This is a genomic window from Bradyrhizobium sp. TM102, from assembly GCF_009176685.1.
In the GTDB taxonomy this organism is placed as follows: Bacteria; Pseudomonadota; Alphaproteobacteria; order Rhizobiales; family Xanthobacteraceae; genus Bradyrhizobium; species Bradyrhizobium ottawaense.
In genome coordinates, this window is record NZ_AP021855.1 from 6597320 (window position 1) to 6624093 (window position 26774).

The 26774-nt window shown below is 63.5% G+C and carries 23 protein-coding genes and 1 tRNA gene; 12 read left to right on the forward strand and 12 right to left on the reverse strand.

Annotation, left to right across the window (positions count from 1 at the left end):
• Nucleotides 1–4: 4 nt before the first annotated feature.
• A complete protein-coding gene (mobB, locus tag GDN70_RS31205; RefSeq protein WP_028142270.1) occupies nucleotides 5–532 on the reverse strand; it encodes a molybdopterin-guanine dinucleotide biosynthesis protein B in 528 nt (175 codons plus the stop codon).
• Between the two features lie 211 nt (nucleotides 533–743).
• Here mobB and fdhD point away from each other — a divergent pair, with 211 nt between their 5' ends.
• The 3 genes from fdhD (at nucleotide 744) to GDN70_RS31220 (ending at nucleotide 2578) form a co-directional block, all read left to right on the forward strand.
• Nucleotides 744–1634, forward strand: coding sequence for a formate dehydrogenase accessory sulfurtransferase FdhD (gene fdhD / locus GDN70_RS31210; protein ID WP_028142269.1), 891 nt, complete (start codon nucleotides 744–746; stop codon nucleotides 1632–1634).
• Nucleotides 1615–2256 carry a molybdenum cofactor guanylyltransferase MobA gene (mobA, locus tag GDN70_RS31215; RefSeq protein WP_152103450.1) on the forward strand — a complete coding sequence of 214 codons (642 nt, stop codon included), beginning with the start codon at nucleotides 1615–1617 and terminating at the stop codon, nucleotides 2254–2256. Before fdhD ends, mobA begins: the two co-directional genes overlap by 20 nt.
• Before the next feature lie 91 nt (nucleotides 2257–2347).
• Nucleotides 2348–2578, forward strand: a complete 231-nt coding sequence (locus GDN70_RS31220; RefSeq protein ID WP_152103451.1) for a hypothetical protein — start codon at nucleotides 2348–2350, stop codon at nucleotides 2576–2578.
• 70 nt (nucleotides 2579–2648) lie between these two features.
• Here GDN70_RS31220 and GDN70_RS31225 read toward each other — a convergent pair whose 3' ends face one another.
• From GDN70_RS31225 to GDN70_RS31235, 3 genes are read right to left on the reverse strand one after another with little or no spacing between them, the layout of a single operon-like run.
• A complete protein-coding gene (locus tag GDN70_RS31225) occupies nucleotides 2649–4598 on the reverse strand; it encodes a molybdopterin biosynthesis protein (RefSeq protein WP_244625842.1) in 1950 nt (649 codons plus the stop codon).
• A gap of 13 nt (nucleotides 4599–4611) precedes the next feature.
• The gene (locus GDN70_RS31230; protein WP_152103453.1) at nucleotides 4612–5718 is read right to left on the reverse strand and encodes a molybdopterin-binding protein; all 1107 of its coding nucleotides are present in this window, start codon (nucleotides 5716–5718) and stop codon (nucleotides 4612–4614) included.
• A 54-nt stretch (nucleotides 5719–5772) separates the two neighbouring features.
• The gene (locus GDN70_RS31235; RefSeq protein ID WP_038972031.1) at nucleotides 5773–6600 is read right to left on the reverse strand and encodes a substrate-binding domain-containing protein; all 828 of its coding nucleotides are present in this window, start codon (nucleotides 6598–6600) and stop codon (nucleotides 5773–5775) included.
• A 361-nt stretch (nucleotides 6601–6961) separates the two neighbouring features.
• On the opposite strand from GDN70_RS31235, the gene GDN70_RS31240 reads away from it, so the two are divergent.
• Together GDN70_RS31240 and GDN70_RS31245 are read left to right on the forward strand one after the other, a co-directional pair.
• Entirely contained in the window at nucleotides 6962–7855 is an 894-nt protein-coding gene (locus GDN70_RS31240; RefSeq protein WP_028142263.1) for a helix-turn-helix transcriptional regulator, read from the forward strand.
• Nucleotides 7856–7953: 98 nt separating this feature from the next.
• On the forward strand, nucleotides 7954–9168 hold the full coding sequence (locus tag GDN70_RS31245; protein WP_028142262.1) for an ABC transporter substrate-binding protein: 1215 nt from the start codon (nucleotides 7954–7956) through the stop codon (nucleotides 9166–9168).
• 129 nt (nucleotides 9169–9297) lie between these two features.
• Here GDN70_RS31245 and GDN70_RS31250 read toward each other — a convergent pair whose 3' ends face one another.
• Complete coding sequence (locus tag GDN70_RS31250; RefSeq protein WP_152103762.1) at nucleotides 9298–10260, reverse strand: TAXI family TRAP transporter solute-binding subunit; 963 nt, start codon at nucleotides 10258–10260, stop codon at nucleotides 9298–9300.
• 107 nt (nucleotides 10261–10367) lie between these two features.
• Between GDN70_RS31250 and GDN70_RS31255 the strand changes: the two genes are divergently transcribed.
• The 3 genes from GDN70_RS31255 to GDN70_RS31265 all read left to right on the forward strand — a co-directional run bounded on the left by GDN70_RS31255 (nucleotide 10368) and on the right by GDN70_RS31265 (nucleotide 13199).
• Nucleotides 10368–11342: a tripartite tricarboxylate transporter substrate binding protein gene (locus tag GDN70_RS31255; RefSeq protein ID WP_173015902.1), complete on the forward strand. Its 975-nt coding sequence runs from the start codon at nucleotides 10368–10370 to the stop codon at nucleotides 11340–11342.
• 323 nt (nucleotides 11343–11665) lie between these two features.
• Nucleotides 11666–11741 (forward strand) — tRNA-Ile (locus GDN70_RS31260).
• Between the two features lie 291 nt (nucleotides 11742–12032).
• Entirely contained in the window at nucleotides 12033–13199 is a 1167-nt protein-coding gene (locus GDN70_RS31265) for a hypothetical protein (RefSeq protein WP_152103455.1), read from the forward strand.
• 62 nt (nucleotides 13200–13261) lie between these two features.
• Here GDN70_RS31265 and GDN70_RS31270 read toward each other — a convergent pair whose 3' ends face one another.
• The 6 genes from GDN70_RS31270 to GDN70_RS31295 all read right to left on the reverse strand — a co-directional run bounded on the left by GDN70_RS31270 (nucleotide 13262) and on the right by GDN70_RS31295 (nucleotide 20700).
• Nucleotides 13262–14041 (reverse strand): hypothetical protein, encoded by a 780-nt coding sequence (locus GDN70_RS31270; protein WP_152103456.1) that lies wholly within the window; start codon nucleotides 14039–14041, stop codon nucleotides 13262–13264.
• A 347-nt stretch (nucleotides 14042–14388) separates the two neighbouring features.
• Nucleotides 14389–16434: a hypothetical protein gene (locus GDN70_RS31275; RefSeq protein ID WP_173015903.1), complete on the reverse strand. Its 2046-nt coding sequence runs from the start codon at nucleotides 16432–16434 to the stop codon at nucleotides 14389–14391.
• Nucleotides 16419–17309 (reverse strand): hypothetical protein, encoded by an 891-nt coding sequence (locus GDN70_RS31280; RefSeq protein ID WP_152103458.1) that lies wholly within the window; start codon nucleotides 17307–17309, stop codon nucleotides 16419–16421. The genes GDN70_RS31275 and GDN70_RS31280 overlap by 16 nt, the downstream gene beginning before the upstream one ends.
• On the reverse strand, nucleotides 17306–18307 hold the full coding sequence (locus tag GDN70_RS35630) for a hypothetical protein (protein ID WP_152103459.1): 1002 nt from the start codon (nucleotides 18305–18307) through the stop codon (nucleotides 17306–17308). Before GDN70_RS35630 ends, GDN70_RS31280 begins: the two co-directional genes overlap by 4 nt.
• Before the next feature lie 3 nt (nucleotides 18308–18310).
• Entirely contained in the window at nucleotides 18311–19414 is a 1104-nt protein-coding gene (locus GDN70_RS31290; protein ID WP_152103460.1) for a GTPase-associated system all-helical protein GASH, read from the reverse strand.
• A complete protein-coding gene (locus tag GDN70_RS31295; RefSeq protein ID WP_152103461.1) occupies nucleotides 19414–20700 on the reverse strand; it encodes a metallophosphoesterase in 1287 nt (428 codons plus the stop codon). The genes GDN70_RS31290 and GDN70_RS31295 overlap by 1 nt, the downstream gene beginning before the upstream one ends.
• Nucleotides 20701–20950: 250 nt before the next feature.
• Here GDN70_RS31295 and GDN70_RS31300 point away from each other — a divergent pair, with 250 nt between their 5' ends.
• The 4 genes from GDN70_RS31300 (at nucleotide 20951) to GDN70_RS31315 (ending at nucleotide 24750) form a co-directional block, all read left to right on the forward strand.
• Nucleotides 20951–21310, forward strand: coding sequence for a hypothetical protein (locus tag GDN70_RS31300; RefSeq protein ID WP_244625843.1), 360 nt, complete (start codon nucleotides 20951–20953; stop codon nucleotides 21308–21310).
• Nucleotides 21311–21321: 11 nt separating this feature from the next.
• Nucleotides 21322–21771: a hypothetical protein gene (locus GDN70_RS31305; protein ID WP_152103463.1), complete on the forward strand. Its 450-nt coding sequence runs from the start codon at nucleotides 21322–21324 to the stop codon at nucleotides 21769–21771.
• Complete coding sequence (locus tag GDN70_RS31310) at nucleotides 21772–22521, forward strand: SOS response-associated peptidase (RefSeq protein ID WP_152103464.1); 750 nt, start codon at nucleotides 21772–21774, stop codon at nucleotides 22519–22521.
• 72 nt (nucleotides 22522–22593) lie between these two features.
• On the forward strand, nucleotides 22594–24750 hold the full coding sequence (locus GDN70_RS31315) for an exonuclease domain-containing protein (RefSeq protein ID WP_152103465.1): 2157 nt from the start codon (nucleotides 22594–22596) through the stop codon (nucleotides 24748–24750).
• 212 nt (nucleotides 24751–24962) lie between these two features.
• Here GDN70_RS31315 and GDN70_RS35260 read toward each other — a convergent pair whose 3' ends face one another.
• Complete coding sequence (locus GDN70_RS35260) at nucleotides 24963–26654, reverse strand: recombinase family protein (protein ID WP_173015905.1); 1692 nt, start codon at nucleotides 26652–26654, stop codon at nucleotides 24963–24965.
• Nucleotides 26655–26774: the final 120 nt, after the last annotated feature.

Here is a 26774-nt window from a genome sequence, read left to right on the forward strand (position 1 = left end):
CTCGTCAGCGTATCGCGGCGCTTTTCGCCACCGCTTCTTCGACCGGCATCGCGGCGCGCAGCAGCAACGCCGCAGCTGCCGCGACATCGTCGAGATGGACAGTGGGCAGCCCCGTGTCAATGGCGGTGTCGGCCGCGATCCCGGCGATCCCGGGATCGTCGGGAAACAGCAACGGCTTGCCGTTCGCCGCGCGATGCACCTCGATCTTGCGATGCGGCTCGCGCTTGAAGCCCTCGACCACGACGAGATCGACCGCGGAAAGCTTGCTCAGGAGCTCGGGCAGCCGCGGCTCCGCCGCCCCGCGCAGTTCGTGCATCAGGGCCCAGCGGTTTGACGAAGCAACCAGCACCTCGGCCGCGCCGGCCTCGCGATGGCGCCAGGAATCCTTGCCGGGGACATCGACGTCGAACTGGTGATGCGCATGCTTGATGACCGAGACGCGCAGCCCTTGCGCGTTGAAATGCGGGATCAGCCGCGTCAACAGCGTGGTCTTGCCCGCACCGCTCCAGCCTGCAAGGCCGATGACTTTCATTCCAGCTCCGTGTCCGCGAGCGACTTGGTTTTGGTGGAACCGCTATCCCTCCCCGTCATTGCGAGCGAAGCGAGGCAATCCAGACTGCTTCCACGGTGGCACTCTGGATTGCTCCGTCGCTTCGCTCCTCGCAATGACGAACGGAGGCATTTCGTTTTCCGTCAGCATGCTTATATCGGCTTGACCCGAATGTCATGCTAACCTCGCCGCCATGATGAAGATCGACAAAGCCCCCGTGCCCCTGATCGTCCCTGACACGGCCGACCCGCGCCTGACCCAGAGCGTGGCCGGGACCGACCAGACCGGCGCCAGGGTCGAGATCAAGGTGCCGATGGAGCGGCCGCTGACGCTCTACCTGAATTCCCAGGAGATCGTCACCATGATGACGATCGGCGATTACCCCGAATATCTGGCGCTCGGCTACCTGCTGAACCAGAACATGTTGAAATATAATGACGTGGTCACGGAGGTCGAATACGACGACGACCTTCAGGTGGTCGTGGTGCGCACCACGCACCACACCAATTTCGAGGCCAAGCTGAAGAAGCGCACGCAGACCTCGGGCTGTGCGCAGGGCACCGCCTTCGGCGATCTGCTCGAGGCGGTCGAAAGCGTCGCACTGCCGAAGGCCGAGCTACGCACCTCCTGGCTTTACCAGATGACGCAGACCATCAACACGATGCCCTCGCTCTATCTGGAGGCCGGGGCGATCCACGGCTGTGTGCTGTGCAAGGAAGGCACCCCGCTTTGCTACACCGAAGACGTCGGCCGCCACAACGCCGTCGACAAGATCGCGGGCTGGATGTACCGCCACGGTGTCGATGCTAGCGACAAGATCCTCTACACCACGGGGCGGCTCACCTCGGAGATGGTGATCAAGACGGTCCGCATGGGAATTCCGATCCTGGTGTCGCGCTCCGGCTTCACCGCCTGGGGCGTCGATCTCGCAAGACAGGTCGGGCTGACGCTGGTCGGACGCACCCGCGGCAAACGCTTCATCGTCCTCGCGGGCGAGGAACGCATCGTCTACGACCAGGACCTCGCTTACGTCGAGGAAGAGTCGGCGAAGCACAAGCGCAAGGGTGAAGCTGGTGACGACTGAGAGTTTGCCGACGCAAGGCGTGCTGCTCGCCGGCGGCCTGGCGCGGCGCATGGGCGGTGGCGATAAGCCGATGCGCACGATCGGCGGCCGCACCATCCTGGCGCGCGTGATCGCGCGCCTTTCGCCCCAGTGCAGCGGACTGATCCTCAACGCGAATGGCGATCCCGCGCGCTTTGCCGCGTTCGGCCTGCAAGTCGTCGCCGACGACGTGCCCGGCTTTCCCGGTCCGCTCGCCGGCATCCTCGCCGCGCTCGACTGGACCGCGGCGAACCGGCCGGGCGTCGAATGGGTGCTCAGCGCCGCCGGCGACTGCCCGTTCCTGCCGCGCGATCTGGTCGCGCGCCTGCATGAAGCGCGAAAACGGGAGAACGCTCAGCTCGCGGTGGCGGCATCAGGCGAGCAGTCCCATCCCGTGATCGGCCTGTGGCGCGTCGGCTTGCGCGACGAACTCAGGCACGCACTGGTCGTCGAGGACCTCCGCAAGATCGACCGTTGGACCGCGCGCTATCCGCTCGCGACGGTGACGTGGCCAACCGAGCCGCTAGATCCGTTCTTCAACGCCAATACGGTCGAGGATATCGCCGAGGCCGAACGGCTGGCGGCGCTGGATGATGCATCCTAATGCGTTGCCTGTTCATGGCCTTGAGCTCCTGGCTATGAACCGGACCTAAGAAGCGAACGACCAATGATTGGGACGTTGCCCCGGATGAGCCATGGCCGACTCGCTCTTGGAAGTCATTTTCGATGTTGTCGATATCGCGTTCGATGTTTCGGACGCAATCGATCGCACGAAGCAGCTGGGCAAGCCTGACACCGTGGAAGTCCCGCCGGACCCGAAACCGTTGTCGGCCGCCGCCCAGCGTGCGCTCGCCGAAGCCGAGGAACGGGAGCGCAAACGCGGTCAGTCCGATCAAGCCACCAGCCGCACCGACCAGGCATCGTAGCTGCAGACCCAGCCGGTATCAGTCCGCTCCTTCAGCCGAATATTTGATGCGCGAGGACTCTGCGCCGTCGCTACGCAGGCCGGAATCCCGCCCGCTCCAGCGCGGCGCGCGCCTCATTCGAGCCAAGCGCATCGAGAAACGCCTGCACCGCCGGCCGGTCCTTGCGCGCCGTGACCAGCGCGAAGTCATAATGCTCTTCCGCGAACGGAATGAAACCGAGGCCGGCCGCTTGGGCGACCGGCGCAATGGTCATGCCCCAGTCGGCACGGTGCTGCGCAACAGCTGCCGCAACTGCATTGTGCGACCGCGGCTGGTTCCAGTAGCCTTCCGGGCGCGCACCGCCGAGCAGCCGGTCGATCAGGATGCGCGTGCCGGCGCCCTGGTTGCGGTTGACCATGATGCAGGCGGGATCAGCGAGCGCCGCCGCGACGGCCTCCTTCGCACCGAGGCCCTCGAAACGCCTGTCGTCCGTGCGGAAGACGATGCCCTGCATCCGACGCCAGCCCGGCACGAGCTCGAGCCCCTCGACGAGATAGGGCGAGTTGTAGGTCTCGCTCTTGTCATCGAACAGATGGATCGGCGCCAAATCGCATTCACCGCGCTTTGCGGCCGCGAGTCCACCGAGGCTGCCGACGGCAATCGAGCGCACGGCCAGGCCGGCATGCGCGAGCTGGGCGGTGACGAGATCGAGGCCGGTGCAATGGCTGCCGACGATGACGAGATCGGGCACGCGCACATGCGGCGTGAACAGCGTCACCTCGGCTTCGGTCCCGGCCGGCATCTGGTCGGCGAGTGCGTCGATGCGCAGGAAACCATCGGCCTGAGCGAAGGACGTGATCGCACCAGACCCCTTGCCGGAGGGGTAGGCGATCAGGCCGTCCCTGCCCTCGACCAGCGACACCATGACGAACTCGGTGCGGCCGAGCTCGGACGCAATGCGCACCGGCACGGTCGCGTTCACCTTGGCATCCGAGCGCGGCGGCAAGCCAGCCAGCTTGCGCAGCACCGGCACGATCATGTCGTGGAAGGTAAACATCGCCGAGGTCGGAAAGCCCGGCAGGATCACCACCGGCTTGCCGTCGCACACCGCAAGGCACAACGGCTTGCCGGGCTTGAGCGCAACGCCATGCGCGATGATGCCGGGCTGGCCGAGCCGGCCGATGATGCGATGCGACAAGTCGCCCGCGCCTTTCGAGGTGCCGCCCGACAGGACCAGCATGTCGGATTCGGCGAGCGCGCGGCGCATGGCGGATTCGAGTTTCGCCTCATCGTCCGGAATGGCGCCGAGGAAGATCGCCTCGCCGCCATTCTCGTCGATCGCAGCCGCGACGATGGCGCCGTTGGTGTCGTAGATCGCGGCGGGCGGAAGAGCCCCGCCGGGTTGGACCAGCTCGTCACCGGTGGAGATCACGGCGACACGCGGCCTCCGCGCGACGGTCACCCCGGCGACGCCGCACGCGGCCAGCATGCCGATCTCGCGCGAGCCGATGATGGTGCCGGTGCGCAGCAGCGCCTCGCCGCGTGCAATATCGGATCCGGCGTACGACACGAATTGCCCGGGCGAGACCGCCCGACGCACGTCGATCGCATCAAGGCCGGCTGAGTGGGTGTGCTCGACCATGACGACCGCGTCGGCGCCACGCGGCAACGGACCGCCGGTGGCGATCGGCGTTGCGGTTCCCGCTGCCACCTGGAGCGTCGGCGCGGTGCCGCAGTGGATGGTCTCGCCGTTCAGCGTGAGGCGCCGAGGAGCGCCTTCGCCAGCCGCCGCAAGGTCTGCCGAGCGCACGGCAAAACCGTCGACATTGGAGCGATCGAAAGGGGGAACGTCGATCGGCGCAGTGATGTCTTCAGCGAGCGCCACGCCGAGCGCTTCGCCGAGCTTACGCATTTCGCTCGGAACGGCGCGCGGGAACAACGCAGCCTCGAAGCGCGCCAGGGCCTCCTCGCGCGAGAGGATCTTGAGGAACTGCTCCTGTTCGAGCGCGCTGCGGATTTGCGATTGCGGGTTCATCGACATGCCAAAACCCATATTATTCCCACATTAGATAGGCATCGACCGGCACGCCTGCCGCAAATCCCTCGTGGCTGTCAGGAATGAGCAGCCATGCATCCGCACCGGCAATGGCCTGGAGCGGCCATTCGCCCACGGCGAGCGGCGTCCAGCCGTGATGTTCCCTGGCCAGCAAAGCGATCTCGGCGATGCCGACGCTGGACGCGATTTTTCGCGCAAGCGGCAGGCTCACCTGCCGGCGCGGCCGGCGCAGCGATAATCGGTCGATGAGCGGAAGCACGAGCGCGAGCCACACCGCCAGCGCATGATCCGGCGAGCCCGGCAAGGCGACGACGGGAACCTTTCCGAGCTTCGCGACCGCGGCGGTACGCCCGGGCTGAAGCGCAAGACCGTGGGCGATCACATGACCACGCTGAGCCAGCGCGGCGACGGCCGCATCGCTGCGGCCAACTCCGCTGCCGCCGACCGTCAGGATCAGATCGCAAGAGGATATATCCAGCGCATCGGCAATCGACACCGCATCGCGCGCGCCGGCCTCATGCGTCTTCACATCCACTCCCGCGCCGCCCGCGATCGCGGCGATCATATGCATCGTTGCCGTTGCACCCGGCACGTTGACGATGCTCAGCCGGGGCCGACGCACGCCGAGCTTGTCCAAACCGGCAACGCGCGCGAGCAGCAGATCGGCTGTGACGACCGGTTGGCCCTCGGCGCCGGCCGGCGTGCGCGCCGCGATGTCGCTGCCGCCACGCCTGACGCCCTGCCCCGGCACGCCCTCCGCCAGCACCTGCACGAGCGGCCCCGATGGATCGACCGCGTCGGCATCGAGTACACAGTCGCAGCCGTCGGGCATCGCGTCACCGGCTTCGACCCACACGGGCGCTTGTGTCAACGGCAGCGGCGAATAAGAGGACGCGCCGACGAGATCGTTGGCGCAGAGCGCCCAGCCGTCCGCGGCGGCGATGTCGTGATGCGGATGGGCCGCAAGCAGCGGCGTGCCCGCCGCGATGCAGCCGGCCGCTTCGCTCAGCGGCAACTCCACCGGTGCGAGCGGTTCAAGCCCGCTCAGCAACGCGGCGAGCGCGGTGTCGAGCGGGGTCAGCGATGGCGGCAGGCGCTGGGTCATGCGCCATGGTGGACCATGCATCGCCCGGTTTGGCAACCACCGGCGATACCGCCGTCAACCGCCCGACCTATCCGCATTGGGGAAGAATAGCTGCTGCCCGTCGACCTTGTAGCCTGCGATCGCCGTCTGCCCCTCCGGCGAGGTCAGCCAATCGATGAAGGTCTGCGCGAGATCCTTCTTCACGTTCGGAAACTTCTCGGGGTTCACCAGCATCACGCCGTACTGATTGAGCAACCGCCGGTCGCCTTCGACGACGATATCGAGATCGCCGCGATCCCTGAAGGCGATCCAACTGCCGCGATCCGACAGCACATAAGCATTGGCGGCGCGCGCGGCGTCGAGCGCCGAGGCCATGCCCTGCCCGGCCTCGCGATACCAGGGGCCCTTGGCCCCGGCGATGTCGATGCCGGCGACGATCCAGAGCGCCAGCTCCGCAGCATGCGTGCCCGACCGATCGCCGCGCGTCACGAACGGCGCACCCTTGGCCTCGATCGCCTTCAGCGCCGTCGCGATATCCTTGCCCTTGACGCCGGCGGGATCGCTCTTCGGTCCGATCAGCACATAGTCGTTGTACATCACGTTAAAACGCTTCACGCCAAACCCGTCGGCGACGAATTTCTCCTCCTGCGGTCGCGCATGCATCAGCACGACGTCCGCCTCGCCTCTTCGAGGCCCGTCGAGCACCTCGTCGGCGCGCCGCGCGATCACCGTCACGTCGACGCCGGTCTTGTCGCGGAAGATCGGAAGCAGATAGTCGAGCAGACCGGACTCCTGCGTCGATGCGGTCGAGGCCAGCACGATTGCGCGGTCTTCCGCGGACGAGGCCGCAACGCCCGCGGTGAGGCCGCAGAAGAGCGCGAATGCAGCGGACAGGCGGCCCATGATCAGGTTCCCATTGGCTATGACGCGATCATGATGATGATCGATTGCGCCGCACTCGTGACGTGTTTGCGCGCTGCGACGCCCCATGCGAACAACAACAGATAGAATTTAAATCAAGCCACTACCGGCGGCAGGGCTTGGACCTAAGGCGGCAATCGCGCGGCTCGGGAAATTTCGGCAACGCAGATCGGCATGCCGATTGCCATCGCAGGATCGTTCACCAAAGCAAAAGACGCGCGTGAGGATGTGTTGCAAAGCAGCGAGATGATCAGGCATGGTCCCGGCGGACGAGAACTTGAAATGCAGAATTCCACCTGCGTCGAACGTCAAAAAGAAGCAAGAATTTGCATAGGAATGCAGGATGGAATTCCTGACGACCAGCGAAGCCGCCGACTATCTTCGGCTCGGCGAACGCAAGCTCTACGAACTCGTCACCACCGGCGCGATCCCCTGCACCAAGGTGACCGGGAAGTGGCTCTTCCCGCGCCACGAACTCGATCTCTGGGTGCTCTCTGGCCTCGCGCGTCCGGCCGGCATGCTGATCGCGGAGCCGCCGCCGGTCGTGGGCGGCAGCCAGGACGAACTGCTGGATTGGAGCCTGCGCGAATCCGGCTCGGGCCTGGGATCGATGAGCGAGGGTAGCGTGCGCGGGCTCGAGCGCTTGCAGCGCAACGAGGTGATGGCGGCGGCGATACATTTCCACGGCCTGGATGCTTCCGACGATCTCACTGGGGATGCCAGTGTCGAAGCGCTGCGGGCCGCTCCGGATTTGCATGATGCGGTGCTGGTCGCGTTCGTGCGCCGCGAACAGGGTCTCGTGCTGCCGCAAGGCAATCCCAAGCATCTGCACGGCCTGACCGACGTGCTCGCGCTCGGCGCCCGGATGGCGATGCGGCAACAGGGCACGGGCGCGCAGATGCTGCTCGACGTGCTGCTGAAGCGCGCGGGCGCCACGACGCGGGATTTGCGCCGGGTCGAGACGCCGGCCCTCACCGGACCGGATCTCGCGGAACTGGTCCGCGCCGGCCAGGCCGATTGCGGCATCGCGACGCGCGCCGCCGCGCGTTCGGCCGGCCTCGATTTCGTGCCGCTGGTCTGGGAGAATTTTGACCTCGCGATGCGGCAGCGCAGCTATTTTCGCCCCGCCATGCAGGCCTTGATCGGATTTCTGAACGAGCGGCGGCTGCGCCAGCGCGCCGAGGAGCTGACCGGCTACGATCCCTCACCCGCAGGACAGATCCGCTTCGCAGCCTGACATTGACGCCCGCCCCAAAATAGTTGCAAAAGAAACCAATTCAGCCGGGCATACCCGGGGCAACACCGGCCAACGTGCCGGAACAGGGGAGGACAAGCATGAATCCAATCAGATTTGGACTGCCGGTCGCGGCCGCCTTGACGGCGGCGCTGCTGTCCGGTGCGGCATCGGCGCAGGTTTCCGACAACGTCGTCAAGATCGGCGTGCTCACCGACATGAACGGCCCGGCCTCTGCACCGACCGGCCAGGGCTCGGTGACGGCGGCGCAGATGGCGATCGACGATTTCGGCGGCACCGTGCTCGGCAAGCCGATCAGCGTCGTGGTCGGCGACCATCAGCTCAAGGCCGACATCGGCGCCTCGCTCGCGCGGCGCTGGTTCGACGTCGAGCAGGTCGACCTGATCGTCGACGTGCCGGTCTCGGCGGTCGGCCTCGCGGTGCAGAACATCGCCAACGAGAAGAAGCGGCTGTTCATCACCCACTCCACCGGCACCGCCGATTTCCACGGCAAGTTCTGCTCGCCTTACGCGATCCAGTGGGTGTTCGACACCCGCGCGCTCGCGGTCGGCACCGCGGACGCCGTGGTCAAGCGCGGCGGCGACAGCTGGTTCTTCATCACCGACGATTACGCCTTCGGCCATTCGCTGGAGCGCGACGCTTCCGCGGTGGTCACCGCCAATGGCGGCAAGGTGCTGGGCTCGGTGCGGCCGCCGCTGGCGACGCCTGACCTCTCCTCCTTCGTGCTGCAGGCGCAGGCCTCCAAGGCCAAGATCATCGGCATCGCGGCCGGACCGCCCAACAACATGAACGAGATCAAGACCGGCTCGGAGTTCGGCGTGTTCAAGGGCGGCCAGCAGATGGCGGCGCTGCTGGCGCTGATCACCGACATCCACGGCCTCGGCCTGCAGGCGGCGCAAGGCCTGCTGCTGACCACGTCATTCTATTGGGACATGGATGACAAGACCCGCGAATGGTCGAAGCGCTATTTCGCCAAGATGAACAAGATGCCGTCGATGTGGCAGGCCGGCGTCTATTCATCCGTGATGCACTATCTCAACGCCATCAAGGAATCCGGCACCGACGATCCGCTCAAGGTCGCAGCCAAGATGCGCGAAAAGCCGATCGAGGATTTCTTCTCCCGCAACGGCAAGCTGCGGGAGGACAATCTGATGGTCCACGACCTCTGGCTGGTGCAGGTGAAGACGCCGGAGGAGAGCAAGTATCCGTGGGACTATTACAAGATCCTCACGACCATCTCGGGCGACAAGGCGTTCGGTCCGCCGGACCCGGCATGTGCGATGGTGAAGAAGTGACCGGCAACGCAAGCTAGCTGCAACGTCATGGCCGGGCTTGTCCCGGCCATCTACGTCTAGCCGCGCAGACAGAAGAACGTGGATGCCCGGGACAAGCCCGGGCATGACGAGCGCGGGTGTGGTCGCGAGCTACTTCATAACTCCAATCTCGCGGAAGTACTTTGCGACTCCCGGATGAATTAGCTCCGGCCTCGGCGCTGCGGCAACCGTGTTCGACGCCGTGGTCTCGCAGGCCTGCGCGAGCTTCTTGCAGAAATTCGTCTCGACGCCGTGCAGCGTCTTCGCCAGGCGATAGGCAATTTCGTCGGGCAGATCCTCGCGCGTCAGCACAAAGCTCCAGGACCCGAGCGAGGCGATCGGCGCGGACTGGTTCGGATAGCTATTGGCCGGCACCAGCAACGGCTTCAGAAAGGAATGCTTGGCGCGGATGCGCGTCATCTCTTCAACATCAGGCGCGATGAAGCGCGCGCCTGACGCGCTCGATGCGACCGCGGCAAAGCCGGGCCAGCCGATGCCGGCGCCCCAGAGCGCGGCGACGCGGCCGTCCTCGACCATCGCGGGACCGTCGCCGGCGCGATCGAGATAGATGGCCTTGAAGTCCTCATCCTGCCTCAGCCCGAGGCCATCCAGCACATAGCGCGCCAGGATCGGCAGGCCCGAGCCCTTGGCGCCGAACGCCACGGGCTGACCGACGAGATCGCGGATCGTCTTGTAGGGACTATCCGCGCGCACCACGAACATGCCGGGGTTGGAATAGATCGCCGTGAGAATCTTCAGCCGAACCGGCGCACGCCCGATGCCGGCAAAGGCCTCATAGGCCGGCTCGCCTGCGACCAGCGCGAGATCGAGCTCGCCCTTCTCCAGCAGCGGAATGTTCTCGTTGCTGCCCTTGGTGTTGCGCGGGGCGATGGAGATTTGCGGATCGGCCGCGTTCATCACTTCGGCAAAAGCATTGCCATAAAGCGGAAAGCCGCCGCCGGGCGTCGCGGTGCCCAAGCTGATCGTCGTGGTCGGAATGGCCGTGCCTCCGGTTTGAGCAGCAGCGGGGCTGGCGAGCAGCACTGCAGCAAGAGCGATCATCGCCAATCTCATGGTCATTCCCGGCGGGCCTGCGTCAACACCGACTTGCGGCGATGTAGGCAGGGAGCGGATTTTGTGAAAGCATATCGCCCAACGACAATAGAACAATGGGAGACGTCATGTTGCGAATTTTGCGGCGCGGTTTTTTTGGGCTCGCGGTCCTCACAGGTCTTTTCAGCGTCACGCCTCCCGCCTCCGCCGCCTATCCCGACCGCCCCGTGCACTGGCTGATTGGATTTGCGGCCGGCGGCCCGGTCGACATCGTGGCGCGGATCATGGCGCAGTGGCTGTCGGACCGCCTCGGCCAGCAATTCATCGTCGAGAACCGCACGGGGTCCGGCGGCAACATCGCTGCCGCCGCCGCGATCAACTCGCCGGCCGACGGCTACACGTTGCTGTTCGTCGCGCCCAACAACGCGATCTCGACCTCGCTCTACAAGAAGCTGCCGTTCGACTTCTTGCGCGACACCGTGCCGGTGGCCAGCATCATGCAGCTCACCAACATGCTGGTCGTCTCCAACGCGTTTCCGGCGAAGACGGTTCAGGAGTTCGTCGATTACTGCAAGGCCAATCCCGGCAAGATCTCCTTTGCCTCGTCCGGCAACGGCACCTCGGTGCACATGTCGGCCGAGCTGTTCAAGGTGCTGACCAAGTGCGACATGGTGCACGTGCCCTATCGCGGCTCCGCCATCGCCTTCCCCGACATCATCTCCAACAAGGTGCAGCTGATCTTCGACAATCTGCCTTCGGCCATGGAGCAGGTGAAGGGCGGCAATGTCCGCGCGCTGGGCGTGACCTCGCCGCAGCGCTGGCCGAGCGTGCCCGACGTACCCGCGATCGCCGAGACCGTGCCGGGCTTCGAATCGGTCGGCTTCTACGGCATCTCCGCGCCGAAGGGCACGCCGAGCGAAGTGATCGAGACCCTCAACAAGGCCGTCGGCGAAGCGCTGAAGGACCCGAAGCTGATCGCGCGCCTCACTGAAGTCGGCGGCATCCCCAAGCCGATGACGCCGGCCGAGTTCGGCAAGCTGGTCAATGATGAGACGGAGAAGTGGCGCAAGGTGGTGGAGTTCGCCGGGGTCTCGGTGGACTAGCGGCAGCTCAGCGGCGAGCCGGCAGGACATCGGAGGGGGACCCCGGAGGCCCCCTCCATCAAATATCGCAAAACAACCCCATGCACAGTAAACGAGCCTAATAATTTCAATGGGTTACGGGGGGCAAAAAGCGGGCCGCCGCGGGGCGTTTGCTCCGTCGGGCAAAACAGGGGATATACAGACATCGTCGTCAAATTCGGTTATCCGAAACTGCGCGCCGGCGTTCTCGCGAGCCAGAGCCAGCATTGCACCCCCGCCCCCATCCCTGTAAACGAACCGCGCACCGTTGCCGGCCGCGCGTTCCCGCGAGCCGTCTCGCGGCGGGGCCTGTAGCTCAATGGTTAGAGCCGGCCGCTCATAACGGTCTGGTTGCAGGTTCGAGTCCTGCCGGGCCCACCACGCTTCGCCCTGCGTGTTGGTCCACTTTAAGAACGATTCGGTTGAACAATAAGAGCGACTCGATTCCGGACCTTAAGAACGACTCGAGCGCCTAAGTCGCTGGTGCGCTTTGGAGAATGCGGAAATTGCAACATTAACGCCGAAAAGATCCTGCCGTGGGTTAAAATACCGCATACGGCATCGATTTCGTCTGCAGCAAGGGCTGGCTGCCGGCATCAACATGACTAGGTTATCTCGTCGGTTGAAATCGCAACCTGAAAGTCGCGTTCGATCGGAGGGCGACCATTGAGTATGAATGACAAGGAAGCTGCGGAAGATTATCGCCGGCAGCGCCAGGCGGCGTCGGCGAGGATTATCGGCTACAAGGCCAGGACGCCTGCGGAGCAGCTTGAGTGGATCGACGAAAACAAGGAAACGCTTCTCAAATTCATTAGAGGCACGGAGCCTCCGAGACCTGATGACGAGGATCACCTGGAAGCCTACAAGCAGGCGATCAAGGACGCTTCAGCAGGTACCGAGTTCGATGACGTCAATCTCCGCGCCACGCTGGACCGCCTGATCCAAGAGATTGAAGACGCGTGCGTGGAACATGGAGTTTCGATTCACGCCGGCGTCGCCTATGGGAACGATGGAGCGCTGGGTCTCGGAATCGGACAACGCCCGGTCCTTGACACTGAAGCCAGCATTATCGACGTAAGCGTCCATTTCCTGTCGTTCATCAACCAGATATCGAGGCTACTCGGACGGACCGTCCCCTATGATCGGGTGGACGAAGACCAAGTCTTGATTTTGCGGGACATAAATCTCGTCCGCAAAACACTGGAACTCGACATAGACCTCGTTCACGACTGGAGCGAGGCACTAGCGTCATTTGCGGCAACCGGCGTGCAGGCTCAAAGCCCCACGGTACCTTTGAACGATCCGCAAAATGTGATCCGGACGCTGTTGCTTCGAGCCATCGAGGTCTTCGCGCTCGGACACGAATATGGCCATCATTCCATGAAACATGGTCGGGTAACTACGTCCGATGAAGCCGAGACCGATCCGTTTCAGGACGAATTCGCCGCCGACCTGTTCGGGCGCCTTTGCTGCATAGCCATCTGTTCGAAGCCCGACGAAGAGAACTTCTGCGCAGTGTCGGGAGCCGGCGCCGTTGTCATCCTCGGCGCGCTTGATCTCATCAGGCGCGTAAGAGCGATGCTGGAAACAGGCCGAGCCGAGCCCCCACCGAGGTCCCATCATCCACCTTATCCGGAGCGCGTCTCTAATCTGGCCAAAGCGGACGCCAACCTGCACGCAGACAATCGACAGCAAGCTGCAGATTATCGCCAATTCTTCTTCGATCTCATCGAAATTGTCTGGGAACGTGTAAAGCCGATAATCCTCGATTATCACGCGTCGGGAATCCGTCCGAGGCCAAGTCCCGAGGAAGTAACCGGGTGGCTTCCGTCCCGCTAGGGATCAGCGACGACGTCGTTAATTGAAAGCCGTACGAGACCAGCACCTTGTCTTGGCGAGACCTAGCCCCGATCGACCTCCAATTCCGCTAGGCGCGCCAGTGCCTGGTCGATCGAACGGTCGTCGGCCTCAGTCTGCGCACGCAGCACATCGCAGTCCAACTGGTAGACCAGGTCCGCCAGATCATGGTCGTTCAACGAGGGGACCAGATCGAACGCTTCGCCTTCGATCACCAAAAGCGGGACGCCCTCTTCACCGTAGAGCTTGAGCGCCTCCGTCGTGTGCTTAGGCAACCACCGTTCGTAGTGAGAAAGTGGGACGCGGTAGGCACCATCATATTTTCGGCTCGACAGGCGTTTGCTCAGCAAGCGTTGATAGTCCTCGTCCCGCTGAAAACGAGCCCGCACTTGGCGAGACCGCGCGTAGATCGTTCGCCTGGCCTCGCGAAGTGCGTCCAACTCCGCGGCCGCCGCGTTGCTGGCGAACGCGAACTGTCCGCTTGCGGTGCAGGCAAAAAATCCTCGCTTTTCGGACAGGCGTCCCATGTAGCCCTTCTTGACCGTGCAAGCCTGCCAGACATCGACGACTGTTCGGGACGACAAGCCTCTAAGAATTTGCGACGGTACCCTCTTTAGGCTCAACGGATGGTGATCCAAGATCGAGTGCATGCCGGCGGCATGGACGGCGGTCGACCAAGTCCAGTGAACGCGCAAAACGTTTCGGTTGAAAATCACGCAAGCGTCTTTGTGATCCGTGACCACTTGCACAGTCCACTCCTGCGCTCTCGGCGGCATCACCTGCCTTACCAAAGTCGCAAGTTTTCCGTCCGCCAGTGCCGGCATTGAGCGCCACCCTTGTTAGGGCGGTTCTGCCTCGCTTTACCTTCCAGAACTTTAAGCCGGAGCGCCCACGGCTATCCCGACGGACACGATTGGACTCTTCCTGAATAAATCTTTGGGAAATCGAAACAGCCGATATTCCTAAGGTAACGGATTCTTTCCGATGACCAGCCAGCGGCCGCCTGACCATCACGCGTCGGACGAGGCCCCGCAACTCGATCTCCGCTGTCCGGGCGTCGGCACGCTTGCGAGCGAGAAGCGCGCCCGACGCTTTTCGGCGGCCACCCGATATCTACCAACAACCGCAAGCGGAGGCGCGCATCTCGCTTCCTTGGATGTAGTTGGCGGTATCAGAACCAGATCGCGTGCTTGACGACCCGAAGCCGTTCGCCGTCGATGCCCGCATCTCCCATGCGGTTGCGCATCCATTTTAGGTATCTCTGGCTTCCGTACTTTTCTGATAACGCGCTGATCAGCGCAACGAAGAAGTCGTCTCGTTCCGTGATCCTCACGAACGCCAGTGCGTCGATTCCGCGATCGAGATACATGCTGACGACGGTATGCCGAATCCTGACACACTTGTCCCAATCCTCCCACCAATACGATCGGTCCAGTCTGCGATCGAGGATTCTCCATGCATCGTCAGGCAACGTCCGCTTTTCGGCCGCGTCGTAGACGATGTCGAACGTTGCCTGCACAAGGTCGACGCTCTGCAAGGTGCGCCTGCCCAGACCCCGGATCAGCAGAAAGGACGACAGATATAAGTTCTGCAGCGGGGCCGACAGTCGCCTGATCGCTACCAACCACGGGTCGTCCCCGAAAGCGTTCGGGACCGAGTCTGGCGACACCGCGCGAGCGATCGCTTCGAGCGTCTGCGCATCGTCGAGCCAATCCTCGACCAAAACCCGCGCGACCGCATCCGAATCCGACGCGACCGCCGCAAGCCACGCCGACCGATTATCGCCGTCGACGGCCGGATCACCAGAGCGTGCAAGCAGTCTACGCAAGACCCGATCGCTTCCGAATGCCGCCTGCGCCATCCGGGCAAGCGGTTGGCCAGACCCGATCATGGCTTCGATCGTGCCGTCGGCCCGGTCCGAAGAACTTCCGATGAAGCCAAGCACATCCGGCCCGGTGGCGCCTTGGAGCGACCAGAACGCCGCCTCCGTCGCGAGATCGGGTCTAGCTTGCAGCAGTCCCAAAAGATGCGCCGGCGCGGAAGACACGCCCTCAATCAGCGCCGCCGGAGGCAAGGCCGCGATCGCGCGGTCGGCGATCGCGGCCTTTTCCGGGTCAGAGCGGACGTTGAACAACGCCTTCGGATCGCGGCGCCAGATCGCACTGCCGACGCGTTCGGCGGCTGCCGGCGCCTCATTCGCGTCGATCAGGGCGAAGTTCCTCACGACGAACTCCTGGCCTTCGGCCCCGATCCGGTCGGCCGCAGCGGCCGCAGCGCGGACGATCAACGAACGGGCAGCGTGCCCCTGATCGGTAGCCATCGTCCGCTCCAGCAGCGCAATCGCGCGTTCGACCGCGGCCGGGTCGGATTCGAACTGCAGCGAAAGCGCGTGCAATGCCGCCAAAGGCTCAAACGATTCGCGGCCGCCGACATCGCTGCCCGCAGAGCGTAGGAAATTGCGCAAGTTCCCCTGGGACCCCTGCTCAAGGTCGGCCACCGCGTCCTCCAACCAGGCCGTTGAGACGAAATCGCGACGGTCCGCATCGACGGCTCCCTTGAACTGCGTCGGTCTCACCCGTCCGGACGCCGGCAGGAACTGCAGATCGAACGTCGCGTTCGCGGTCGACCTGTCGGCAAACGACAGCGTGCAGAACCGGAAGGCACGTCTGAGGCGCGGCCATTGCTGGCTCCAGATCGCCAGAACTAGGGCGTCCCGCGTCGGGCCGTCAGAGGCCGCCGAAACGATCGGCCTGGCGGGTTCACCGTAGATGCCCGACAGTATCTGCCTTGCGAGATCGCCCGGCACGGCGAAACAATCGGACCCATCGGACGACACGTAATCGATCCGGGCCCGATAGGAACTCTCGTCGCCGTTCGGTCGTCGGAAGAGACCCAACAGGCCGCCCGCGCTCGATAGCAAGGGGATGTCGCTGAAATCGATCAGAACCGTGTGGGTCCACACGCAACCGGGTCGCGGCAACTCGGGCGCCGGCCACGTGCGGGCCAACGCATAGTGTCCGCTCTCGACCAGGGGAAAGCCGGTGAGATAGCCGTCCGGACCGATGGTCGCCGCAGGTCCCGAGGCGTCGCTCATCATCAGCAACGTCTTAGCGTCCCGCGACGGCAAGTCGATGGACGACGCCAGCAGGCGATGGCCTTCCGAGTAACCGTGCAGCGTCTGCTGCAGCGGTACGCGCCCGCCTACTCCGTGAGCCATGCGATCGGCTCCGTGAGATCCTTCGACAGTTCGGGCGTCAACAGCCTGATCCGATCCGACGCGTCATCGAGAGCGCGGATCTCCGCAACCCTCTCATTGCGCTCCTCGTCGTCCTTGATCTCCTCCGATTCGAACGAGCCGCCTTGAGCGCTGAGGCCGTAGACGCGCACGTCCCAGCGGTCCGGACCGTTGCGAAGATACTGATCGAGCAGCGGCAGCTCGCTGGCCAGGTACTGTTCGGGCGTGACGTTCTCGGGCTCGACGGTGTCCCATGCCGAAAGGATCAAGGCGAGCCGTGTCGCAGGCGTGTCCAGGGCGTCGCAGCGAAACATCTGCAGCATCTCGACCAGCTTCACGGCCGTCGGGGCATCCTTGGGATGCCAATCCTTCGGCTTGACCGGTGGGCCGGCCGGAGCCGCACCGTCTTTCAACCCCACCGCCTGCTGTGTCGTCTCGGCCACGCCGATCGGTCGTTTGATCTTGTCGGCATTGACGAACATCATGATGCCGTCGCAGTCGCGAAGAAGCTCAGCCAATTGCGGATCGCATTCCCTGTTCTCCCAGATCTCCTGGAACGACTCGCCGGAAAGATCGGGGAATGTCATCCGGACCTTGCGTCCTGCGGAGTCTGTGAGGTTCATCGACACGATCTTGCCCGACGCGACCTCGGTGTGGATCTGCTCCTTGGCCTCCAGCCAGCGGCGCATGATCGCATTGAGATGCGAGTGGTCGACACCGGTCAGTGTCTCGAAACTGAGGCGAGCGTTCGGATCGCGCCTGTCGAACACGACGTACCACATTGCGGCCAAGAACGTCGTCTTTCCGGACGCAGGCAGACCGCAAATGACGACCGATCCTGCAGGGCTTTCTGTCATTCGGGCGTCCCCTGCAATCGACTCATGAACCGCGTCGACGACGACACGTGCGAAGCGGCCTTGGGAACGGTCACCGCGACCGGCGCTTCCCAATAGGCCAGCAGATCCGCGACGCCATGCCCGAGCGGCAACGAAACGTCCGAAGGACATGCCGCGACCTCGAACGACCGGATCTCTCCGAAGACGCCAGCATGAAGTGAGCGGAACTTCTCAACGATCTTGTCGAAATCGCGGCCAGCGCGGCCCTTGTCGGCAGACCGCGAGACGTCGTCGAACTTGGTGAGCACGATAGCGACGCGCGGCCGTCCGTAAATTCCCCCACCGTCGATCAACGCCTGCACGATCGCCAGCATGTCGGTGCCGACCCTGTTGCGCGTCACTGGATCCACAAGCTGGCGGCCGTCGACCAGGAACGTGATGGTGTCGGCCCGGTGAATCTCGATGAATTCCCGCACCACGCCCGTATCGTCGGGGGCGGCGCCGTAATCTTCGCCGTTCCGGTCCGCGACGACGAGATCGAGCATGGCTCCGCCGGGTCGACACAACGCCGCATGGTAGAACTTGACCGTGGTCAGGAGCGTGCGCTCCGTTTCCGGCCGAGCGTTGCGAGAAACGCTGCGAGAAGGATGGCTCGCCCGCTCGAACGCGTACATCGTGCGCGAGCCGGCAAACTCGAACGGACCGATCGGGCCGCGAAGAAACAGTTCGAAGACTGAGGCGATCAGCGTCGTCTTACCGGCCTCCTTAGGCGCGACGACCGCGACCACGCGCGAATCGCCCCGTCGCAGCAACTGCGACGCCTCCTCCGGGACCAGAAGGTCTCCGGTCGGCAGAACGACGCCATGCCGTTCCGGCGGTGCATCCCCGGCCCTCGCCGTGGTCTCGAGCGGCTTGCCGTAATGCGGGCAGACGTTCGTCTCCAGTCCCTCGACGCATCGACCGTCGGTCTTCACCTTGCAGGCGGGATTTGCGCACTCGACTACTGACGGCTCTGCCAACGCCTAGCTCCCGAACTTCAGGCCCAGCCGCTCGCGATAGAATAGATTGCCGAGCTCGATGGCCGGCAGACTCGCGTCGGCTTCGATACCGGTCACCGCCGACCAATTCGCGACCCAGGAGGTATCGTCGCCGGCCTCTAGCTTGCGGAGAATGGCGAAATGGAGCGGGCGGACGACCGGCGCCGCCGCGACCCCGTCGACGAGGTCGCGAAGCAATTTGATATCGACAGCGTTGATCGCCGCAGCGATACCGGATTTCTTGCGCTCCTTCAGACCGGCTCGCGAGAGTATCGGCTTGGCCGACTCGGGGCCCGGAATGTATCGGACCGAATTGGCGACTTCGGACGCGAAGACGATCGGTTGCGCGTCCGGCGGCACGTCGGCGAACGGCACATCGAGCGACTTGCTGCGCGCGCCGTAGAGCCACCAGAGCAACTGCAGTTCTTCGTCTTGGATCACGACGTTCCAGTGAAGCGCATTGATGACGTCATTGGCCTTCGCCGCGATGTCGCGCGTAACCGCTTGCGCCTTGCTCGCAATGGCGTTCACCGCCGCGACCACGTGCTCCGGCGTCACGCCTTCTGTCTTGATCTTCTGGACGAGGTCAGCTTGCAGACCGAAGTCGCCCACCTTGGACAGGCGCCCGATGTCCAGCCGCTTCCGCCGCGCCTCCGAAATCCTGGCGATCGTCGCCTCCGATGCCCCAGCGAAGTCGTAGGGGAAGTCGGTCCGGCGCGCGCCGGCGAACAGCGCGGTCATGGTCGATAGCGCCGCCCACGCGGCGATGTCAGTCGTGCCCTCGAGAAGGGTCGCCAAAGTGGCTCCGCTCAGAATCTCGAGTTCACGATCGTTGCCGGACATCTCAAAAATGTCGTCGGCGGCTTTGAAGTGACCGCGCAAGGAAGCCAACGCCTGGTCGTTCGGTTGCGATTTGGTCTTTAGCAGCACGGCGAGCAAGGTCTCGATGGCCGGGCGGTCTGCCGCCTTGGCCAGAGACCAAACACCGTTCCACCTCGCTTCCAGCTTCGTGCGATTTTCGGAGAGGTCGACCGCGCGATACCAGCGCGGGAACTCGTCCCTCATCGGCGGAACGGTCGCCTCGGCCATCAGCGCTTCTCCCTCTTCTCTATTTCGCGATCCAATTCATCGAGCTGGCGACGTTCACCGGCCCTCAACAAGGCGCGACCGAACCGCTCGGCGAGCGGCAGATCCTTCTCGTCGGGTTCGATCAGCTTCAGCTTACGCGAGATCTCGCGCCTGTCGCTCATATCGAGGTTCCAGAAGCGAAGTACGATACTTCGGGCACGATCTTCTGACATGACGGCCTCCATGCTATCCGGCGACCGGTTGGCGACGGGAGACACCGGCGCAACCGCGGCAGCAGGCGGAACAGGATGGATATTTCTGAGGCGGACATTCCAGATATGGACGTCCTTTCCGTGATCGAGGATCGGCCGGAAGTATTCCGGGCTCATCTGCCATTCGAGCAAATGCGCCTCGACGGCCAGCTTCGACTCTCCGGCGGTATCCGTCTCGACAGCCAGCCTGATGATGTTGTAACCCGGACTCCAGCCCTTCTCCTGCCGATCAGGATTCACGGCGCCAGCCGAGAATGTCACGTAGTTCGGGTCCCGGTCGATCCGCTGGCGGTGCTTGTGCCCAAACAGGTGCACCGAAGCCCTATTCTTGACGTCGTCGGTGAACCGGTCCGCATCGGTCAGCCAGTCCGGGGGATGATGGCACATCACAAGGTTCACGACATTGTCGACCGGATCGAGCGCCGTCTGGCGCGGCTCGACGTAGAGATCGCGCTCCACGTCGTTACGGCCCTCGGGCATATGCGCCCCCGAGAGGATCGTCGAATTCAAGCCGTGTATGCGTAGCGTCACCCCCTCCCCAAGTGGCAGGTCGGCCTTCCAGAATACGCGCTCGGGTGCGAAAATTGCGGCCGAGAAGCGGCCCGCGAAATCGTTGTAGGCTCCGATCGGCCTCAGGAGCGCCGGTCCGGTTTCCGCATGCTGCAACTGCCGCAGCAGCTCCCGCTCCTTGTTGGAGGCCGACATGATCGCGCGCTGCGCATTCTGCACCGAGACATCCTTTTTGATGATGTCCTGGTCCACATCGTGGTTGCCGGGGATAACGTAGATCCGTGAATGGTCGCAACCACAAGCGTCAGCCAGTTCAAATAGCCACTTCAGGGCTGCCTGATACTCCTCGGGCTTGCCAGCGAAGGCGATATCGCCGCCGACCAAAATCGCATCGACGGGACCGAGCCTCTGGACCCGATCCCTAGCGTCCTGAATTAGCCTTGTCCGGAAAGGCCGGTCCGGATCGCTTTCGGAATTACAGACCGGGTGACGGAAGTGAATGTCCGACAGATGAAGCACAAGCATCCCTAAAACGCTCCCCATCGCCGATTACCAAGGAGTTTCTACAACTTACTCGGGAATCGACGATACATTCGGCCAACCTTTTTTATAAATTCGCTTGGCTCTACAGCACCATAGATGGGCTAGAGCGATGTTCCCGTCAACGAAGTCCTTCGAAAAACATCTTCCCATACTCGACTCTTGTGTTCTTGATATGTTCTAATGCGGCATGTCCGACCGACCCGCGAGCTGGCGCATGCCGACCCGAGCCCAAATGGATAAGATGGCCGCTGCCGTCGGCAGAAAGATGCCTCCTGCGCGCGGGTTGGCACCGAACGACGACCTCCCGCCTGAATACTGGCAGGCGCTCCTAGACGACCCTTGCGCCGACGGAGGCAATGCCGCCCCCCGTGCATCCGGACGCGCGCTGCGGCTGGACGAAATTCCCCAGCATTTACTGAGGGTGTCCTGCCGGCGATGCAGCAGGACCGTCGAAATCCTGAAGGCCGACGCCGTCCGGCTGTACGGTTGGAACGCGATCTGGCGGGACGTCGGCCAGCGCCTGCTGGACAATACGTGCACAGTCCGAACGGGCCGGCATGAGGAAGACGGCTGCTGGCCGTCCTACGACTGACGGCGGCCGGCATGGCGCCGAAGCACCATCCCACCCCGCTTAGCGGCGGCGACCGAAAGGCGCTCAGCAAGGAGCTGGGGAGGGCACGCGCGATGACGGGCATCCTCGCTGCCCAAGCCGCCGAGGCTCGCGCCAAAGGCGAGGCCCTGATCCGTCAGGCCGACAAGTTGCTCTCCGAATCCTGGAACGAGCGGATGTGGGCCGACGGCGGCCCGATCGACCCGTCGCCGACTGTCGACCAGGCGATCAACGGTGGTTATCCGTGGCTCGAAATCGAATGCTCGAGATGCAAGGCAAAACGCGAGGTCGACATGGCTGCGCTGCGTCATCCGCCCACGACGGCCGTCCATGATCTCGCGAGTAGACTCCGGTGCAGCAAGTGCGCAAGGGCCGGTCGCCGGCCGCCGGCGACGCTGCTACAGCTCTCGCAGCGAGCCCGCCATCCGGACCCGGAAGCCTGAATGTGTAACCTCTACTCGATCACCACCAACCAGGCCGCCATCAGCGCGCTGTTTCGCGTCGTCAACCGCTACGTCGGCAACCTCGCGCCGATGCCCGGCGTCTTCCCTGACTACACGGCGCCGATCGTCCGCACGGGCGTCGGCGGACGCGAGCTTGCGACCGCCCGCTGGGGCATGCCGTCCTCATCGAAGGCCCTCATGGACGCGACGAAGAAGCGTGCGGAGAAGCTGCAGGCCAAGGGCAAGGAGGTCGACTTCAAGGAATTGCTCCGGATGGAGCCTGACGGCGGGACGACCAACATCCGGAACGTGAAGTCGAAGCATTGGACCCGCTGGCTGGGCGTCGAGAACCGCTGCGTAGTGCCGTTCAACAGTTTCTCGGAATTCAACAAGGCCGAGGGCGGCGACATCTGGTTTGCGCTCGACGAGACCCGCCCGCTCCTCTGCTTCGCCGGTATCTGGACCAACTGGACGTCCGTCAGGAAGGTCAAGGAAGGCGAGACCTCCAACGACCTATACGCATTCCTGACCACTGAAGCCAACGCCGAGGTCTTCGCCATCCATCCGAAGGCAATGCCCGTGATCCTGACGACGTCTGATGAGGTCGAAACCTGGATGATGGCGCCGGCGGAGGAAGCCCTGAAGCTGCAGCGGCCCCTACCGGACGGGACGCTGAAGATCGTTGCTCGCGGCGTGAAGGAAGACGCTGCACCCGCGACCACCGAAGTCCGCGGCTGGGGCCACCTGTAGCGCCTATCCGCTTGACTCAGAGGACCGCCCTCGAACAAAAATAGAACGAACGATTCTGCCCCGAAGGTCCGCTTGGCCAAACTGCCCCAACTGCCCATCTACTATTATCTCGACCACTTCGCCGAAATGCTGGGGTTCGTGCAGCGGACGTACGCCTCCGTGCTAGGTCCGGAGCATCACGCCTTCATAGCGCGCTTCGAGGGCCTTCCGAGAGATGCAAGATGCCTACTGGTCCGGATGATCAACAGGCGCGGTGCCATATTCAACCGATCCCTGTTCAGCTACCCAGAGATCGATGACGTCGAGCGTGCGGCATCCGATCTGAGCGCGGCCGGTCACGCACGCGAGCTCGGAGAGGCGGACTATGCGGCCTTCGTCTCATGCCTGCCAAAGGACATCCTCGTCACCGGAGCGCAGGCGGCCGGGCGAGGAGACGTCCGGAAGTCCTGGTCCAAGCCCAAGTTCATCGACTACTACCTCGAGCGCATCCCATTTTCGGTCGCCGCGCAGCACTGCGGCGCCCGCAACTTCATCGCGCTCGACGAGACGCGTCCGATCGAGTTTCTGCTCTACCTCTACTTCGGGAAGACCGAGGTAGATCTGAAGAACTTCGCGCTACGCGATCTGGGAATTCTCCGCACCAATCGCGAGACTTCGTTCAGCGCGCGCTTCACCGATGCGGAAGAGGCGCTCGCCTCGTTCCACTACAGCCAGGTTCTGGACAGCCTGGAAGACGGATCGGAAGCTGTTCACAGACGGGCGGCCATCGACGTACTCGCCGGCCCCGCCTGTACGACCGAGTTCGCCAGCGATCTCCGCAGCCGGGCCGCGCATCGGACCGGGCTTTTCTTCGAGAAAGTGGGCGAGAGCGATCTCGCCCGTCAGCTCTACCGTGCCGGCCCTTCCCCGGATTGCAACGAGCGCTTGGTTCGCCTGCTCTACAACACGGGCGACAAGGCCGAGGCCGAAACGCTGCTGCAGCGGATGATCGATGATCCCGCCAGCGACGAGGAACATCTCTTCGCTACCGACTTCTACGGCCGCAAGTTCGGCGGACGGCGCACGGGTCTCTGTACCGAACTTCTGCGGTCCGGCCGGACGATCACCGTCGATGACACCCATCGCGGCAATCCCGAGGCAGGCGTCGCCGGCGTGCTGCGGCGCGAAGGTACGAAGGTCTACTTCACCGAGAACGTGCTGTGGCACACCCTGTTCGGCCTGCTCTTCTGGGACGAGCTCTTCGAGAGCACGCGGATGCCCAGCGGGTTCGACTGGTTGCCCCATTGCCTGAAGGACCGCAGCTTCCGGCAGCTTTTCGCCGCGACGATCGACGAGAAACTAGGAGCCATCGCGTCCGGATCCGCCTTCCCATCGATCCTCCGCACCGTCGCATCGAGATGGGGCCGCCCGAATGGGATCTTCAACTGGGATCACGTACAAGTGGAGGCGCTGCGCGCCCTGCTCGAGGGGGCCGATCCGGCCGGCGTGGCCGCAATCGTCCGCAGCATGTGCGACGACTTCCGTGGGATGCGAGACGGCTTCCCCGACCTCATGCTGGTCCAGGGCGGCAAGGCGTCGTTTATGGAGGTCAAGGCGGAAGGCGATGTGATCCGACGCAACCAACTGACGCGCCTACGTCAGCTGGGCGACGCCGGCATCGTGGCCGAGATCGGCCGGGTCGACTACCGCTTCGACCCCGAGCAGGATTACGTGGTGGTCGACATCGAGACGACCGGCTCATGGTCGAACGGCGACCGCATCACCGAGATCGGCGCGGTGAAGGTGCGGAACCACCGTGTCGTGGACGAGTGGCACTCTCTCCTCAACCCGCAGCGTGCAATCCCGGCAAAGATCGTCCAGCTGACCGGCATCACCAACGACATGGTTCGCAACGCGCCTTCGTTCGCAGAGGTCGCCGACGCGTTCATGGAATTCATGGGAGACGGCATCTTCGTCGCCCACAATGTCAGCTTTGACTACGGTTTCATCGCCCACGAATTTGAGCGCATCGGGCGGCGCTTCAGATTTCCGAAGCTCTGCACGTGTGCCGGGATGCGGCGGCGCTATCCGGGGCACAAGTCCTACGGACTAGGGAAGCTCTGCGAGATCTACGGCATATCGCTCGACAATCACCACCGCGCTCTATGCGACGCGCGGGCCTCGGCGCAGTTGTTGAATCTCATCAACCAGAAGCGTAGTGAGGAGAGATATATCGGCGAAGCTGCCTAGCGGTTCGAGCCGATCGGGTAGCTTGGAAACGGCTCCAGAAGATTCCGATAAGACGAAATTTGACTTGCTCCGTCGGGCAAAACAGTGGTTCATAAGGCGCTGGTCCTAGCGAGACGAAGGAGCCAGCCCGATGGCGAATGACGCGGACACCTCCTCGGAATTGTCCAAGATCGCGAAACTGAACGGTGACTTCCGAAGGAATTACGGCACTCTCATCGGTGCGATTTTGTACCTCCGCACCGTGAGCGCCGCCCGCCGAAGCCCTTGGCTTTGGGCTGGCCTGATCTCGATCGCGTTTTCAGCGGTGCTGAGCTGGTTGGGGCGGCACGGGTGGTTTTTGCCAGCGTTGCTCTGATGGCCGCTAACAGTGCCCCCCTTTCCCGGTAAAGCGTCCCGCGATGGCGACGAAGGGAGCCTGATGCGAGCCAGACGTAGCGTCCCGACCTCAACGAGGCAGGCAGTAGCACGTAATCCTCGATCTCCCGATTTGCCGCGTCTAACCGCATCACAGCAAGCAGGCCGGATGAGATCTGCCTCCGGTAGGCCTTCCATTGCGCAGCGTGATCCTCTCCCCGTCGCGCCAGCCGTCGCGCGACGAGAAACGAAACTACTCGCCTGCCTTCGACATCGACGCCGATCCCGTCCGGAGCGAGCTCCGGCCGAAGACCAAGATCGTTTCGCAACACCTCCGCGAACTCGGTTGCGAGCTTCGCCTGTTCGGCAGCCCAAAAATCCCGGGTGTCGATCCAGTCGCAGTCGCGCGGCGACACGTACCCGATCAGCGCATAAGCTTTGCGCAGCGAGCCGAAATGCTTCACGTACGACGAGACGTGATTGAGACCGAGCGTCGTGTTGATGATGTGCGAATTGAGCTTTCCACGGCGGCGCAGCGTGAGACGAAGACGCAGCAGCATTTCATCCTCCGGAATCTCCACACGCCGTTCGGCCAGCAGTTTCTGGGCTCGAGCGAAGATGTCAGGTTCCACGATCGGCTCGATGGCCGCTGCGCCCCGGACCCAGGCCTGATCCGGATTCTTGACCAACTTCTGCCCCAAGCGTCGCGAGGTGCGATTGTAGATGGTCTTCCCGATGTAGTTTTCGTTCGCGAGGATGGTCGGGATCATGCCGTCGGTCCACGGTCGACCGTTGTGATTGGCGATGCCGGCGTCGTTCAGTTGGCGCCTGATGTCGCTGTAAGACTTTCTGCCGCTGACGAACTGATCGAAAATGATCCGGATCACTGCTGTCTCCTCGGCGGAGCCGGGCTGCAGTCGAACGCGGTCCGATTGCAGAGCCTTGAACTGGCCCTTTTCGAGGAAGGCCTTGGGATGCTCGCTCTCGTCGACCATCAGGCGCCGGAGGCCGTAACCAACAGGAGCGCCGACGCGGTACCCCAGGCTCGCGACTCGGCAGTGTCCAGCGTGAACCTTGACCGAGAGTTCTCGGCTCCACTCTGCTGCCATGCCGCGCTTCAGATTCTTGGCGATGCCGGAGACGAAGGTGCCGTCGTTCTTGAAGAGCTCCGCGCAGTATTCGACCTGCACGCCGCTCCGCTTGCACAAGAATTCGTAGTAGGCGCTCTCGTCGACGTCCTGGAAGCGGCCCCAGCGACTGACGTCGTAGACGAGGATGTGGTCGAAGTCGGCTTGCCCCGACTGCACGTCCTCAATCAGCTCAATGAGACCCGGCCGTCCCTTGATTCGGAGGCCGCTGCGGCCCTCGTCCGAATAGGTGCGGACGATCGTGAGGGTGTTCGCCTCGGCATAGGCGGCAATGGCCGCAAGCTGGTTCTTGATGGAATAGCGCTGAAGCTCTCTCGACATCCGGACGTACTGCGCTGCGCGGCGCGATCGGGTCCGCTTTGCCAGACCTGTCCCTTTGGGAACAACGAGCCAGTTACCCATGAACCTCTCCTACAACTTCAGAGGTACTGAGACTGGAAATACACCCGGTTCCCTCAAGATAGCAATGCTCGGCAGGCCAGCGAGGGTCCAGTCCGTGGAGAGCTCCGGCTAGGCATTCTG

Coding starts and splice junctions, on each gene's coding strand:
- GDN70_RS31235 (WP_038972031.1), bottom strand. CDS start 6,600: ATGGGCCGCCTGTCCGCTGCATTCGCGCTCTTCTGCGGCCTCACCGCG.
- GDN70_RS31310 (WP_152103464.1), top strand. CDS start 21,772: ATGTGTAACCTCTACTCGATCACCACCAACCAGGCCGCCATCAGCGCG.
- GDN70_RS31290 (WP_152103460.1), bottom strand. CDS start 19,414: ATGGCCGAGGCGACCGTTCCGCCGATGAGGGACGAGTTCCCGCGCTGG.
- GDN70_RS31230 (WP_152103453.1), bottom strand. CDS start 5,718: ATGACCCAGCGCCTGCCGCCATCGCTGACCCCGCTCGACACCGCGCTC.
- GDN70_RS35260 (WP_173015905.1), bottom strand. CDS start 26,654: ATGGGTAACTGGCTCGTTGTTCCCAAAGGGACAGGTCTGGCAAAGCGG.
- GDN70_RS31220 (WP_152103451.1), top strand. CDS start 2,348: ATGGCCGACTCGCTCTTGGAAGTCATTTTCGATGTTGTCGATATCGCG.
- GDN70_RS31225 (WP_244625842.1), bottom strand. CDS start 4,598: ATGTCGATGAACCCGCAATCGCAAATCCGCAGCGCGCTCGAACAGGAG.
- GDN70_RS31255 (WP_173015902.1), top strand. CDS start 10,368: ATGTTGCGAATTTTGCGGCGCGGTTTTTTTGGGCTCGCGGTCCTCACA.
- GDN70_RS31305 (WP_152103463.1), top strand. CDS start 21,322: ATGGCGCCGAAGCACCATCCCACCCCGCTTAGCGGCGGCGACCGAAAG.
- GDN70_RS31270 (WP_152103456.1), bottom strand. CDS start 14,041: ATGCCGGCACTGGCGGACGGAAAACTTGCGACTTTGGTAAGGCAGGTG.
- GDN70_RS31300 (WP_244625843.1), top strand. CDS start 20,951: ATGGATAAGATGGCCGCTGCCGTCGGCAGAAAGATGCCTCCTGCGCGC.
- GDN70_RS31240 (WP_028142263.1), top strand. CDS start 6,962: ATGGAATTCCTGACGACCAGCGAAGCCGCCGACTATCTTCGGCTCGGC.
- GDN70_RS31295 (WP_152103461.1), bottom strand. CDS start 20,700: ATGCTTGTGCTTCATCTGTCGGACATTCACTTCCGTCACCCGGTCTGT.
- GDN70_RS31245 (WP_028142262.1), top strand. CDS start 7,954: ATGAATCCAATCAGATTTGGACTGCCGGTCGCGGCCGCCTTGACGGCG.
- fdhD (WP_028142269.1), top strand. CDS start 744: ATGATGAAGATCGACAAAGCCCCCGTGCCCCTGATCGTCCCTGACACG.
- mobB (WP_028142270.1), bottom strand. CDS start 532: ATGAAAGTCATCGGCCTTGCAGGCTGGAGCGGTGCGGGCAAGACCACG.
- GDN70_RS31275 (WP_173015903.1), bottom strand. CDS start 16,434: ATGGCTCACGGAGTAGGCGGGCGCGTACCGCTGCAGCAGACGCTGCAC.
- GDN70_RS31250 (WP_152103762.1), bottom strand. CDS start 10,260: ATGAGATTGGCGATGATCGCTCTTGCTGCAGTGCTGCTCGCCAGCCCC.
- GDN70_RS31280 (WP_152103458.1), bottom strand. CDS start 17,309: ATGACAGAAAGCCCTGCAGGATCGGTCGTCATTTGCGGTCTGCCTGCG.
- GDN70_RS31265 (WP_152103455.1), top strand. CDS start 12,033: ATGAATGACAAGGAAGCTGCGGAAGATTATCGCCGGCAGCGCCAGGCG.